This window comes from Variovorax sp. Root411 (assembly GCF_001425205.1).
Taxonomy (GTDB): Bacteria; Pseudomonadota; Gammaproteobacteria; order Burkholderiales; family Burkholderiaceae_C; genus Variovorax.
Window position 1 is genome coordinate 526,136 of sequence record NZ_LMDW01000016.1, and the last position, 13,085, is coordinate 539,220.

The following is a 13,085-nucleotide window of genomic DNA, read 5'->3' on the forward strand; positions in this document are numbered from 1 at the left end:
CCCGTTTCTATCGCGCATGCGACACCGCGTTTCTCCAGGCTGCTACCCATGGGTAGACAGCTGCTACCAGCGGGTAGGAAACGCGCTCGCAAAGACGCCTACGGGCGCTTCATCTGGCAAGTGGTGGGCGTGCTCGCCACGTACGGCTCGTAGTACTTCACGGGAACATTCGTGTAGCCGGTGTTCTCTGCGTCGTAGGGGTACTTGGCGCTGGCCTTTTCCCAGCGCGAGATGTACAGGCCCTGCTGCAGCTGGTGGTCGGCCTTGCGCACCTCGACCTCGCCGTTGAAGCTCTTGATCTTCATGCCCTCCAGCGCCGCGGCCACCTTGACCGGGTCGGTCGACTTGGTGGCGACGAAGGCGGCGTCGAGCAGCGCGAACACGTGGTAGATCGAGGGCTGCGTGAGGTCGTCGTTCATGCGCTTCTTGTAGCCGGCGAGCAGCTTCTGGATCTCGCCGCCCATGTTGTAGTGGGCGTAGGCGACGGTGTAGACCTTGCCGTCCGAGGTGGCGCCCATGGCCGTGGGCGTGCCGGCGCCCGGCGCGTAGTAGGTCAGGAACTTGACGTTCAGGCCCGAGTCGTTGGCGGCCTTGATGAGCAGCGACAGGTCGGAGCCCCAGTTGCCGGTGATGACGGTGTCGGCACCCGAGGCCTTGATCTTGGCGATGTACGGAGAAAAGTCGCGCACCTGCGCGAGCGGATGCAGGTCGTCACCCACGATCTGGATGTCGGGGCGCTTGACCTTCAGGTCTTCCTTGGCGAACTTGGACACCTGCACGCCGTGAGCATAGTTCTGGCCGAGGATGTAGACCTTCTTGATGTCGGGCTGGTCCTTCATCCAGGTGGTGAGCGCCTCCATCTTCATGGAGGTGTCGGCGTCGAGCCGGAAGTGCCAGTAGCTGCACTTGCTGTTGGTGAGGTCGGGGTCGACCGCCGCGTAGTTCATGTACAGCAACTCCTTGCCCGGATTGCGCGCGTTGTTCTTCTCGATGGCGTCGATGATCGCGAGCGCGGGGCCGGAGCCGTTGCCCTGCATGATGTAGCGCGCGCCCTGGTCTTGCGCGGAGCGCAGGGCGGCGGTGGTTTCCTGCGGGCTGAGCTTGTTGTCGAGCGCGATGATCTCGAACTTCACGCCCGACTGGTTCTTCTTGTTGAACTCTTCTGCAAGGAACTGCGTGGTCTTGAGCTGGTTGGTGCCGACCGCGGCCATGAGGCCGGAAAGCGGGTCGAGCCAGGCGATCTTGACGGTCTCGCCCTTTTGGGCGAACGCAGCGGTCAGGCTCACCAACATTGCGCAGGCAGCTACTGACTTGATAGCAAATTGCATGAAGAGTCTCCAGTGTGTAAGGCGGAGTGCCAGCGTACAAGCGCCCTTTTCTTCGCCGCACAGGGATTGCCCGCAAGGTCGGCCGCCGAAGTGGCTTTCCTATCGCCTGCGCGACAGTACGGCAGGCCTCGCGCGTGTCTTCAAAGGGCCGGCAGCTTGTAATCCTTGAGCAGTTCGCGCAGCTTGGTCTTCAAGATCTTGCCGGTGGCGCCGATGGGAATCGCTTCGACGAACACCACGTCGTCCGGGATCTGCCACTTGGCGGTCTTTCCCTCGTAGAACTTCAGCAGTTCTTCGCGCGTGACCTCGGCATTGGGCTTCTTGACGACCGCGATGATCGGCCGCTCGTCCCACTTGGGATGGAACACGCCGATGCACGCGGCCATGGCCACGGCCGGGTGCGCAACGGCGATGTTCTCGATCTCGATGGAGCTGATCCACTCGCCGCCGGACTTGATCACGTCCTTGCTGCGGTCGGTGATCTGCAGGTAGCCCTCGGCGTCGATGGTGGCGACGTCGCCGGTGGGGAACCAGCCGCGATTTTGCGCATCGGGGATGAGCGGATTGCCGCCCTCGCCCTTGAAGTATTCCTTGACGATCCATGGGCCCTTGACCAGCAGGTCGCCGTAGGCCTTGCCGTCCCACGGCAGCTCGTTGCCGTCGCCATCGACGATCTTCATGTCGACGCCGAAAATGGCACGGCCCTGCTTCATGCGGATCTGCAGCTGCGCGTCGGCCGGCAGCGACAGGTGCTTGTTCTTGAGGGTGCACAGCGTGCCCAGCGGGCTCATCTCGGTCATGCCCCAGGCGTGCAGCACTTCGACGCCGTAGATCTCCTGGAACGCCTTGATCATGGCCGGCGGACAGGCCGAGCCGCCGATGACAGTGCGGTTGAGCTTCGAGAACTTCAGCCCGCCCGCCTGCATGTGGCCCAGCATCATCTGCCACACGGTGGGCACGCCGGCCGCGAAGGTCACGCCTTCGGCTTCGATCAGTTCGTACACCGATTTCCCGTCCAGCGCCGGGCCGGGGAACACGATCTTGCAGCCCACCAGCGCGGCCGAATACGGAATGCCCCAGGCGTTGACGTGGAACATCGGCACCACCGGCAGCACCGAGTCGCGCGCCGACAGGCGCATCACGTCCGGCAGGGCCGCGGCATACGCATGCAGCATGGTCGAGCGGTGGCTGTAGAGCGCGGCCTTCGGGTTGCCCGTGGTGCCGCTCGTGTAGCACATGCTCGACGCGGAGTTCTCGTCGAAGGTCGGCCATTCGTAGTCGGTGGACTGCGCGCCCATCCAGCCCTCGTAGCTCACAAGATTGGGAATGCCGCTGTCCGCGGGCAGCTTGTCGGCATCACAGAGTGCAATCCATTTCCGGATCGTGGGGCACTTGGCGTGCACCGCCTGCACCAGCGGCAGGAAGCTCAGGTCGAAGCACAGGATCTGGTCTTCGGCATGGTTGGCGATCCAGGCGATCTGGTCGGGGTGCAGGCGCGGGTTGATGGTGTGCAGCACGCGGCCGCTGCCGCTCACGCCGTAGTACAGCTCCAGGTGGCGATAGCCGTTCCAGGCCAGCGTGGCGATGCGGTCGCTGAACAGCAGCTGCTCGCCGTCCAGCGCATTGGCCACCTGCCGGGCACGCGATGCGATACCGCCCCACGTCGTGCGGTGAATGTCGCCCTCGACCCGGCGCGAGACGATCTCGCCATCGCCGTTGTGGCGCTCGGCGAACTCGATCAGCGACGAGATCAAAAGCGGTTGGTCTTGCATCAAACCCAGCATCTACGGACTCCTGAAAGAAATGACTTCATGAAACTTGCGGACAACGGATTCACGCAAGCTTCGGCAGCTTTCACAATGACACAAACCCGCACTGCGGGATCCGGCCTCGAATTAACCGGCCTGGTGCGCGACCCCGCATACTCCGGGCCGCCGAGCACGCAGAAAATTCTAGGAACCGGCGCCGTTTTCACCGCTATCGCAAGGAAGCCAAAAGAATGACTTCAGGAGCATCCGTGGCGCACCGCCAGCGCGGGCCGCAACGCCGTCCGGCCGGCATGCCGCAGCCGGAGCTGCGTACCAGTTCGGCCGCGTGGCTCGAAGGCGTGCTCTCGATGTTCGAGGCCGAGGGGCTGGACGTGCCCTCGCTGCTGCGCGACGCCGGCTTCGACCCCGATTCGCTGCGCGGGCAGAACACGCGCATCCCGGTCGACGAGGTCACGGTGATGTGGCAGCTCGCGGTAGCCCGCGCCGGCAAGCCCACGCTGGGCCTGCAACGCGACCTGGCCGCCATGCACAGCAAGCTGGGAACGGTGGGCCATGCGATGTCGTGCAGCGCCACGCTCGGGGCGGCGCTCGCGCGGCTGGCGCGCTACATGGCCGTGATCTCGGATGCGACCGGCTTCTCGCTGCATCCCGAGCCGCGCGGCTGCTGGCTGTCGATGGAACACACCGGCGGCAGCCTGCCGATTCCGCGCCAGCGCGTCGAATACGCCCTGCTGACCACGCTGATGCAGTGCCGGTGGCTCACGCGGCGTGAGCTGCAGCCGCTGGCGATGGAGTTTGTCTACCCCGCGCCTGCCGACGACCGGCTGCACCGAGAGGCCTTCGGCTGCCAGGTGCGCTTCAATGCATCGGCCAACCGCCTGCTGCTGTCGAGCGCCGACATGGCAGTGCCGCTGCCAACCCACCACGAGACGCTCGGCGAGATGCAGGAGCATCTGCTGGACGAGCAACTCGACCTGCTGGGCCAGGCCACCACCAGCAGCCTGGTGTGCGCCGAGATCGCGCGTCGGCTCCAGCGCGGCGAGCCGCGCCGGCAGGACGTGGCTTCGGGTCTGGGTCTGGCCGAGCGCACGCTGCAGCGTCGGTTGCAGGAAGAGTCAGTGTCGTTCCAGTCGCTGCTCGACCGCACCCGTCGCGAGCTGGCGCAGCAGTACCTCGCTGACGACCGCCACACATTGACCGAGGTGGCAGACAGGCTGGGCTTCGTCGACAGCAGCAACTTTTTTCGCGCCTGCAAGCGCTGGTTCGGTGTGCCGCCGGCGCAATACCGGGCGCGCATCTGGGACGGGCCCGCCGCACTCGCGGCCTGAGGGCGCGCGGGCCGCGATGGCCCGTTCGGCAAGGGGTTACGCGCTGTGCCGGACAATCCGGGCATGAGCTTGCTTGCTGAAGACACCGAGGTCGCGGACCTGGGGTTGCGCTGGAAACCCGGTTTCGCCGCCTTGGGCCCGGCATTTTTCACTGAACTGAGGCCGACGCCCCTGCCCGATCCGTATTGGGTGGGCCGCAGCGAAGCCGTGGCACGCGAACTCGGGCTGCCGGCCGGCTGGCATTCGTCGGACGGCACGCTCGCTGCCCTGACCGGCAACCTGCCCGTCGCCGGCACCCGCCCCTTCGCGACGGTCTACAGCGGCCACCAGTTCGGCGTGTGGGCAGGACAGCTCGGCGACGGGCGCGCGATCACGATCGGCGAGACCGAAGGCGGGCTCGAAGTGCAGCTGAAGGGCGCGGGCCGCACGCCCTACTCGCGCGGCGGCGACGGCCGCGCGGTGCTGCGCTCCAGCATCCGCGAGTTTCTCTGCAGCGAGGCCATGCACGGCCTCGGCATTCCGACCACCCGCGCGCTGTGCGTGACGGGGTCCGACTCCCGCGTGTACCGCGAGGAGCCGGAAAGCGCGGCCGTCGTGACCCGCGTCGCACCGAGCTTCATCCGCTTCGGCCACTTCGAGCACTTCGCGGCCAACCAGCGCGAAGATGAGTTGCGCGCGCTGGCCGACTACGTCATCGACCGCTACTACCCGGCGTGTCGCACTACCGGGCGCTTCGGGGGCAATGCGTATGCCGCCTTCCTCGAAGCCGTGAGCGAGCGCACCGCCGCCCTGCTCGCCCGATGGCAGGCCGTGGGCTTCTGCCACGGGGTGATGAACACCGACAACATGAGCATCCTCGGGCTCACCATCGACTACGGCCCGTTCCAGTTCCTCGACGGCTTCGACCCGCGCCACATCTGCAACCACAGCGACACCAGCGGGCGCTACGCCTTCAACCAGCAGCCCAACGTGGCCTACTGGAACCTGTTCTGCCTCGCGCAGGCGCTGCTGCCGCTGATCGGCGACCAGGAAGTCGCGGTGGCCGCCCTGGAGTCGTACAAGACCGTGTTCCCGAACGAGTTCGAGGGCCGCATGCGCGCCAAGCTCGGGCTTGCGAGCCCGGCCGAAGGCGACCGCGCGCTGGTCGAAGGCGTGCTCAAGCTGATGGCCGCGGGCAAGGTCGACTACACGATCTTCTGGCGCCGGCTTTCGAACTACATGGCCGGTGGCAGCATCGAGCCAGTGCGCGACCTGTTCCTAGACCGCGAGGGCTTCGATGCGTGGCTGCTAGCGTTTTCAGAGCGCCATGCGACCACTGGACGTACGCAAGCCGCCGATCTGATGCTCAAATCCAACCCCAGGTTCGTGCTGCGCAACCACCTGGGGCAGCAAGCGATCGAAGCAAGTCAGCAAAAAGACCACTCGGCTGTGGCAACCTTGCTGGCTGTGCTCGAAACCCCATTTGAAGAACATCCCGACGCCGACGCACTGGCCGGCTTCCCGCCCGACTGGGCCTCCACGATCGAAATCAGCTGCTCATCATGACCACTCCCGCACAGAAAACCGACGCCGAATGGAAAGCCCTGCTCGCTGAAAAAGGCGCCGAGCCCGCGGCCTTTGAGGTGACGCGCCACGCGGCCACCGAACGCCCCTTCACCGGCAAGTACGAAGCGCACTGGGACGACGGCACCTACCACTGCGTGTGCTGCGGCGCCAAGCTGTTCGAGTCATCGACCAAGTTCGATGCCGGCTGCGGCTGGCCCAGCTTCTCCGAAGAAGCGGTGCCCGGCGCCATCCGCAACATCGTCGACCGTTCGCACGGCATGGTGCGCACCGAGAACGTGTGCGCCAATTGCGGCGCCCACCTGGGCCACGTGTTCCCCGACGGCCCGACCGAAACAGGCCTGCGCTACTGCATGAACTCGGCGTCGCTCGACTTCCAGAAAAAATGAAACTGCTCCTCGATTTCTTCCCCATCCTCCTGTTCTTCGGCGCCTACAAGCTCGCAGACATCTACACCGCCACCGGCGTGCTCATGGCCGCCACCGTGGTGCAGATGGCCATCATCTATGCCATGGAACGCAAGCTGCAGGCGATGCAGAAGGCCACGCTGGTGCTGATCCTGCTGTTCGGCACGCTCACGCTGGTGCTGCACGACGACCGCTTCATCAAGTGGAAGCCGACGGTGCTGTACGGCGCGATGGCCATCGCGTTGGCGGTGGCACTCTGGGCGCTGAAGAAGAACTTCCTGAAGATGCTGCTGGGCTCGCAGCTCGAGCTGCCCGACCGCATCTGGGGCCGGCTCAATGTGGCGTGGATCGGCTACTGCCTCTTCATGGCACTCATCAACGGCTACGTCGCGGCGTACTTCACGACCGAGGCCTGGGTCAACTTCAAGCTCTGGGGCTATGTGTTCCCGATCGTCTTCCTGGTGGCGCAGGGTCTCTACATCGCGCCGCACATCAAGGGCGACGACAAGCCGACCGCCTGATGCGCAACGCCTCCCTCCCCACCGCCGCCGACCTCGAAGCCGCACTGCGCGAGGCGCTGGCCCCGACGCAGCTCGAAGTGATCGACGAAAGCAGCGCCCATGCGGGCCACGCCGGTGCCAATGCGCAGGGCCGCGGCAGCCATTTCCGGGTGCGCATCGCCTCGCCGCTGTTCGACGGGAAGCCCCGTTTGGCGCGGCATCGGCTTGTGTATGATGCCCTCCAGGTTTTTATCGCGCAGGGCCTTCACGCCATCGCCATCGAGGTGCTTTGAGCCCTCTGTCCGCTTTCTTTCACGCGCTTATTCCTACACGCGCATTTCCTCTCCAGCCTGATATTCATTTCATGAAAAAACACATCTTGCAGGCCGTTGCGGCCGCAGCGTTGATCGGTGCCATTCCCGCGGCGGCTCTGGCGCAGAACGCAGCCATCGTGAACGGCAAGCCGGTGCCCAAGGCCCGCATGGACGTTCTGGCGCAGCAGCTGGCCGCCGCAGGCCGACCGGTGACGCCCGAGATGCAGAGCCAGCTGCGCGAGGAAATCGTGGCGCGCGAAGTGTTCATGCAGGAAGCCCAGAAGCAAGGCCTGGATGCCAGCGAGGACTACAAGAACCAGCTCGAACTCGCCCGCCAGGCCATCCTGATCCGAGCGCTCTTCGAGAACTACCGCAAGACCAGCCCCGTCTCGGACGCCGACGTGAAGGCCGAGTACGACAAGTTCGTTGCGGCCAACGGCGGCAAGGAATACAAGGCGCGCCACATCCTGGTCGAGACCGAAGACCAAGCCAAGAAGATCATGGCCGACCTGAAGAAGGGCGCCAAGTTCGAAGACATCGCCAAGAAGCAGAGCAAGGACCCGGGCTCGGGCGCCAACGGCGGCGACCTCGACTGGGCCAACCCCGCGGGCTTCGTTCCCGAGTTCTCGGAAGCGATGATCAAGCTCAAGAAGGGCGAGACCACCCCCGCGCCGATCAAGACCCAGTTCGGCTGGCACATCATCCGCGTCGACGACATCCGCCAGGCCCAGCTGCCGAAGCTGGAAGAGGTGAAGCCGCAGATCACGCAGCAGCTGCAGCAGCAGCGCCTGCAGAAGTACCAGGAAGAACTGCGCGCAAAAGCCAAGGTCGAGTAAGACCGGGCTTTTCAGCTCCAAACAAAAAAGCGGCCTGTTGGCCGCTTTTTTGTTGCCCGCTGCACGGGCCTGCGTCGATCAGCCGACCCACTTTCGGGCGTTGCGCCAGATCTGCATCCACGGGCTCAACTCGCTGCGGTCGCCCGGCGTCCAGCTCATCTGGATGTTGCGGAACACGCGCTCCGGGTGCGGCATCACGGCCGTGAAGCGGCCGTCCGGTGTCGTGACCGAGGTCAGTCCGCCCGCGCTGCCGTTCGGGTTGAACGGGTACTGCTCGGTAGCCTTGCCATGGTTGTCCACAAAGCGCATCGCGCCGATGGCCCTGGCCGCATCGCCGCGGTGCTTGAAGTTGGCATAGCCCTCGCCGTGCGCCACCGCGATCGGCAGGCGGCTGCCGGCCATGCCCGCGAAGAAGATGCTCGGCGATTCGAGCACTTCGACCATCGACAGGCGCGCCTCGAAGCGTTCGCTCTGGTTAGTGGTGAAACGTGGCCAGGCTTCGGCACCCGGAATGATGTCGGCCAGCTCGGCAAACATCTGGCAGCCGTTGCACACGCCGAGGCCGAAGGTGTCTTCGCGGCCGAAGAAGGTCTTGAACTGCTCGGCCAGCTTCGGGTTGAAGGTGATGCTGCGCGCCCAGCCGATGCCTGCGCCCAGCGTGTCGCCGTAGCTGAAGCCGCCGCAGGCGACCACACCCTTGAAGTCGGCGAGGTCCGCCTTGCCCGTTTGCAGGTCGGTCATGTGGACGTCGAAGGCTTCGAAGCTGGCTTCGGTGAAGGCGTAGGCCATCTCGACGTGCGAGTTGACGCCTTGTTCGCGGAGGATGGCGACCTTGGGGCGTGATTGGAGGATGGCGGGCGCGGCAGGCGCGGCACCATTGAGGAAGACGTGCATGCCCGGGTCCGAGGGAACGCCGGCGGCGGCGTGCTCGGCATCGGCGCAGGCGGGGTTGTCGCGCTCGCGGGCGATCTTCCAGCTGACCGAATCCCACACCTGGTGCAGGTCGTGCAGGCTGGCGCTGAACACCGACTTGGCATCGCGCCAGACTTCGAGCTTGCCCTTGCCGGCATCCATGGTCGAGCTGGCGGGCCGCGTCTTGCCGACGAAGTGGCTGTGCGCGCTCAGGCCGTGGGCTCGCAGCACTTGCATCACGTCGTTGCGCTCCGCCGTGCGCACCTGCAGCACCATGCCCAGCTCTTCGTTGAACAGCGCCTTGAGCGTGAGCTCTTCGCGCCGCGCGCTGACCTGCTGCGCCCAGTTCTTGGCGTCGCCGGTTTCCATGCGGCTGTCGGAGATGCCGTCGCCTTCGGTGACCAGCATGTCGACGTTCAACGCCACGCCGACGTGGCCGGCAAAGGCCATTTCGCAGGCGGTGGCGAACAGTCCGCCGTCGCTGCGGTCGTGCATCGCGAGGATCTTGCCGTCGGCGCGCAGCGCGTTCACGGCATCGACCAGCGCGACCAATTGCGCCGGGTCGTCGAGGTCGGGCACGGTGTCGCCGCTCTGGTTCAGCGTCTGCGACAGGATGCTGCCGGCCATGCGGTGCTTGCCATTGCCCAGGTCGATCAGCACCAGCGTGGTGTCGGCTTCTTCGGCGTCGAGCTGCGGCGTGAGCGTGCCGCGCACATCGGCCAGCGAGGCGAAGGCGGTGACGATCAGGCTCACGGGCGAGGTGACCTTCCTGGCTTCGCCGTTGTCCTTCCACTGCGTGCGCATCGACAGCGAATCCTTGCCGACCGGAATCGACACGCCCAGCGCCGGGCACAACTCCAGGCCCACGGCCTTCACGGTTTCGTACAGCGCGGCGTCTTCGCCGGGCTCGCCGCAGGCGGCCATCCAGTTGGCCGACAGCTTGACGCGCGAGAGTTCGATGGGCGCGGCCAGCAGGTTGGTGATGGCCTCGGCCACGGCCATGCGGCCCGAGGCCGGTGCGTCGAGCGCGGCCAGGGGCGTGCGCTCGCCCATGCTCATGGCTTCGCCGGCAAAGCCCTTGTAGTCGGCCAGCGTCACGGCGCAGTCGGCCACGGGCACCTGCCACGGGCCGACCATCTGGTCGCGGTGGCTCATGCCGCCGACGGTGCGGTCGCCGATGGTGATCAGGAAGCGCTTGGAGGCGACGGTCGGGTGCGAGAGCACGTCGATGGCGGCCTTCTGCAGGTCGACGCCCGTGAGATCGAGCGGCTTGAAGGTGCGCGCCACGCTCTTCACGTCGCGGTGCATCTTCGGCGGCTTGCCGAGCAGCACGTCCATCGGCATGTCGACGGGCTGCACGTCGGCGCCTTCGTCGGCCACCAGCAGCTGGCGTTCTTCGGTCGCCACGCCGACCACCGAGAACGGGCAGCGCTCGCGTTCGCAGAAGGCCTTGAACTGTTCGAGCGACTCCGGCGCAATGGCCAGCACGTAGCGCTCCTGGCTTTCGTTGCACCAGATTTCCTTGGGCGCCATGCCCGACTCTTCGAGCGGCACGGCGCGCAGGTCGAAGCGCGCGCCGCGACCGGCGTCGTTGGTCAGCTCGGGGAAGGCATTGCTCAGGCCGCCCGCGCCCACGTCGTGGATCGCCAGGATCGGGTTGGCCGCGCCCTGCTGCCAGCAGTGGTTGATGACCTCCTGCGCACGGCGTTCGATTTCGGGGTTGCCGCGCTGCACCGAGTCGAAGTCGAGCTCGGCCGCGTTGGCGCCGGTCGCCATCGAGCTGGCGGCGCTGCCGCCCATGCCGATGCGCATGCCGGGGCCGCCGAGCTGGATCAGCAGCGAGCCGGCCGGGAACAGGATCTTCTTGGTCTGCGTGGCGTCGATGCTGCCGAGGCCGCCCGCGATCATGATGGGCTTGTGGTAGCCGCGCTGCACGGTGTCGAGGTCGCTCGCCACCGCCTGCTCGTACTCGCGAAAGTAGCCCAGCAGGTTGGGACGGCCGAATTCGTTGTTGAACGCGGCGCCGCCCAACGGGCCCTCGGTCATGATCTGCAGCGGGCTGGCGATGTGCTCGGGCTTGCCGTAGTGGCCCTCTTCCGGCCAGAGCTTCGACACCGTGAAGCCGGTCAGGCCCGCCTTGGGCTTGGAGCCGCGGCCGGTCGCGCCTTCGTCGCGGATCTCGCCGCCCGCGCCGGTCGAGGCGCCGGGGAACGGCGAAATCGCGGTCGGATGGTTGTGCGTCTCGACCTTCATCAGCACATGGCTCAGGGCGCTATCTTTTTGATAGCTCTGCGAGCCGTTCGCCGGAATGAAGCGCTCGATGGTCGCGCCTTCCATCACTGAGGCGTTGTCCGCATAGGCGATCACCGTGTGCTGCGGGTTCTGCTTCTCGGTGTGGCGGATCATCGAGAACAGGCTCTGCGGCTGGGCCACGCCGTCGATGGTGAAGTTGGCGTTGAAGATCTTGTGGCGGCAGTGCTCGCTGTTGGCCTGCGCGAACATCATCAGTTCGACGTCGCTGGGATTGCGGCCCAGGCGGGTGAAGGCTTCGACGAGGTAGTCGATTTCGTCTTCCGCCAGCGCCAGGCCGAAGCCGGTGTTGGCCGCCACCAGGGCGTCGCGCCCGCCCGTTTGCACGTCGACCTGCGCCATCGGCTGGGCCGGCAGCTCGCTGAACAGGCTGGCCGCCTGCTCGACGGTGGCCAGCACCGATTCGGTCATGCGGTCGTGCAGCGGGCCGGCCACGGCGGCGAGCGCGTCGCCTTCGAGCACGGGGGCCTTGCCGATCAGCGGCGCCTTCAGCTTCAGGTGGTACTGGGTGACGCGCTCCACACGGCGCAGCGCCAGGCCGCAGTTGTGGGCGATGTCGGTGGCCTTGGAGGCCCAGGGCGACACGGTGCCCAGGCGGGGCGTGACGACCACCGAGGCGCTCGCCTTGGCCGCCGGGGCCTCGAAGGGCTCGCCGTAGGTCAGCAGCGCGGCAAAACGCTCGCGGTCGGCGTCGCCCAGCGACGCATCGGTAACCACCAGGTGGACGAAACGGGCCGAAATGCCCTCGATGCGCGGCTCGATGGCCTGCAGCTTCGGCAGCAATTGCCGTGCACGGAAGTCGCTGAGTGCGCTGCCGCCCTCGAACATGGTTACGACAGGAAGGGCTTGAGGTGCGGGCTGCGTCACGGTCGATGGGGGCCTCGGGGGCCGCGTTGGGAATCAAGGAATCTGGGCGGAGGCCGCTGACTGGGGTCATCCGCGTTAACCCGGAATTTTAGCTTGCCGAATGGGATAATTCGGGGCATGAGCATTACCTACAAAGACGCCGCAGGCATCGAAGCCATGCGGGTCGCCTGCCGCCTCGGGTCCGAGGTGCTGGACTACCTCACGCCCTTCATCAAGCCCGGCATCACGACCAACGACGTGGACCGGCTGGCCGCCGAGTACATGGTCAAGCAGGGCACCACCTCGGCCACGGTGGGCTACATGGGCGCGAGCAGCGTCCCGTTCCCGAAGTCGCTCTGCACCTCGGTGAACCACGTGGTGTGCCACGGCATTCCCAATGACAAGCCCCTGAAGAAGGGCGACATCATGAACGTCGACGTCACCGTCATCAAGGACGGCTGGTTCGGCGACAACAGCCGCATGTTCGTGATCGGCGATGCTTCCATCGCCGCCAAGCGCCTCTGCAGCATCACCTTCGAGGCCATGTGGCACGGCATCCTGCAGGTGCGCCCCGGCGCGCACCTGGGCGACGTGGGCCATGCGATCCAGAAGTTCGCCGAGGGCCAGGGCTTCTCGATCGTGCGCGAGTTCTGCGGCCACGGCGTGGGCCAGCGCTTCCACGAGGAACCCCAGGTGCTGCACTACGGCCGACCGGGCACGATGGAAGAGCTCAAGCCCGGCATGATCTTCACCATCGAGCCGATGATCAATGCCGGCAAGCGCGACGTGAAGGAAGACTTCAGGGGCGGCCAGTACGACGGCTGGACCATCGTCACGCGCGACCATTCGCTGTCGGCCCAGTGGGAGCACACGGTGCTCGTCACCGAGACCGGCTACGAAGTTCTGACCCTGTCGGAAGGCAGCCCGCCGCTGCCCTCCTTCGTCACCTCGACCAAAACCTGACGCGCGCAC

General features: G+C 66.1%; 11 protein-coding genes. 8 read left to right on the top strand and 3 right to left on the bottom strand.

The genetic code is table 11. From position 1 onward, the window contains the following. Positions 1 to 98: 98 nt before the first annotated feature. Both ASC92_RS19070 and ASC92_RS19075 read right to left on the bottom strand, forming a co-directional pair. The gene (locus ASC92_RS19070) at positions 99 to 1,328 is read right to left on the bottom strand and encodes a branched-chain amino acid ABC transporter substrate-binding protein (RefSeq protein WP_056518617.1); all 1,230 of its coding nucleotides are present in this window, start codon (positions 1,326 to 1,328) and stop codon (positions 99 to 101) included. Positions 1,329 to 1,468: 140 nt separating this feature from the next. Continuing rightward, positions 1,469 to 3,112, bottom strand: coding sequence for a 3-(methylthio)propionyl-CoA ligase (locus tag ASC92_RS19075; protein WP_056518618.1), 1,644 nt, complete (start codon positions 3,110 to 3,112; stop codon positions 1,469 to 1,471). 27 nt (positions 3,113 to 3,139) lie between these two features. Between ASC92_RS19075 and ASC92_RS28670 the strand changes: the two genes are divergently transcribed. The 7 genes from ASC92_RS28670 (at position 3,140) to ASC92_RS19105 (ending at position 8,045) form a co-directional block, all read left to right on the top strand. Next, positions 3,140 to 3,331 carry a hypothetical protein gene (locus ASC92_RS28670; RefSeq protein WP_157609082.1) on the top strand — a complete coding sequence of 64 codons (192 nt, stop codon included), beginning with the start codon at positions 3,140 to 3,142 and terminating at the stop codon, positions 3,329 to 3,331. 56 nt (positions 3,332 to 3,387) lie between these two features. Further along, entirely contained in the window at positions 3,388 to 4,425 is a 1,038-nt protein-coding gene (locus tag ASC92_RS19080) for an AraC family transcriptional regulator (RefSeq protein WP_056519135.1), read from the top strand. A 63-nt stretch (positions 4,426 to 4,488) separates the two neighbouring features. Then, positions 4,489 to 5,970 (top strand): protein adenylyltransferase SelO, encoded by a 1,482-nt coding sequence (locus ASC92_RS19085; protein WP_056518620.1) that lies wholly within the window; start codon positions 4,489 to 4,491, stop codon positions 5,968 to 5,970. Beyond that, positions 5,967 to 6,377 (top strand): peptide-methionine (R)-S-oxide reductase MsrB, encoded by a 411-nt coding sequence (gene msrB / locus ASC92_RS19090; RefSeq protein WP_056518623.1) that lies wholly within the window; start codon positions 5,967 to 5,969, stop codon positions 6,375 to 6,377. The genes ASC92_RS19085 and msrB overlap by 4 nt, the downstream gene beginning before the upstream one ends. Further along, positions 6,374 to 6,916 carry a septation protein A gene (locus tag ASC92_RS19095; protein WP_007837800.1) on the top strand — a complete coding sequence of 181 codons (543 nt, stop codon included), beginning with the start codon at positions 6,374 to 6,376 and terminating at the stop codon, positions 6,914 to 6,916. The genes msrB and ASC92_RS19095 overlap by 4 nt, the downstream gene beginning before the upstream one ends. Then, positions 6,916 to 7,188, top strand: a complete 273-nt coding sequence (locus tag ASC92_RS19100; RefSeq protein WP_056518625.1) for a BolA family protein — start codon at positions 6,916 to 6,918, stop codon at positions 7,186 to 7,188. The genes ASC92_RS19095 and ASC92_RS19100 overlap by 1 nt, the downstream gene beginning before the upstream one ends. Before the next feature lie 71 nt (positions 7,189 to 7,259). Continuing rightward, complete coding sequence (locus ASC92_RS19105; RefSeq protein ID WP_056518627.1) at positions 7,260 to 8,045, top strand: peptidylprolyl isomerase; 786 nt, start codon at positions 7,260 to 7,262, stop codon at positions 8,043 to 8,045. 78 nt (positions 8,046 to 8,123) lie between these two features. Here ASC92_RS19105 and purL read toward each other — a convergent pair whose 3' ends face one another. Beyond that, the gene (purL, locus tag ASC92_RS19110; RefSeq protein WP_056518629.1) at positions 8,124 to 12,095 is read right to left on the bottom strand and encodes a phosphoribosylformylglycinamidine synthase; all 3,972 of its coding nucleotides are present in this window, start codon (positions 12,093 to 12,095) and stop codon (positions 8,124 to 8,126) included. A gap of 156 nt (positions 12,096 to 12,251) precedes the next feature. Between purL and map the strand changes: the two genes are divergently transcribed. Continuing rightward, entirely contained in the window at positions 12,252 to 13,076 is an 825-nt protein-coding gene (gene map, locus ASC92_RS19115; RefSeq protein WP_056518631.1) for a type I methionyl aminopeptidase, read from the top strand. Positions 13,077 to 13,085 lie beyond the last annotated feature (9 nt).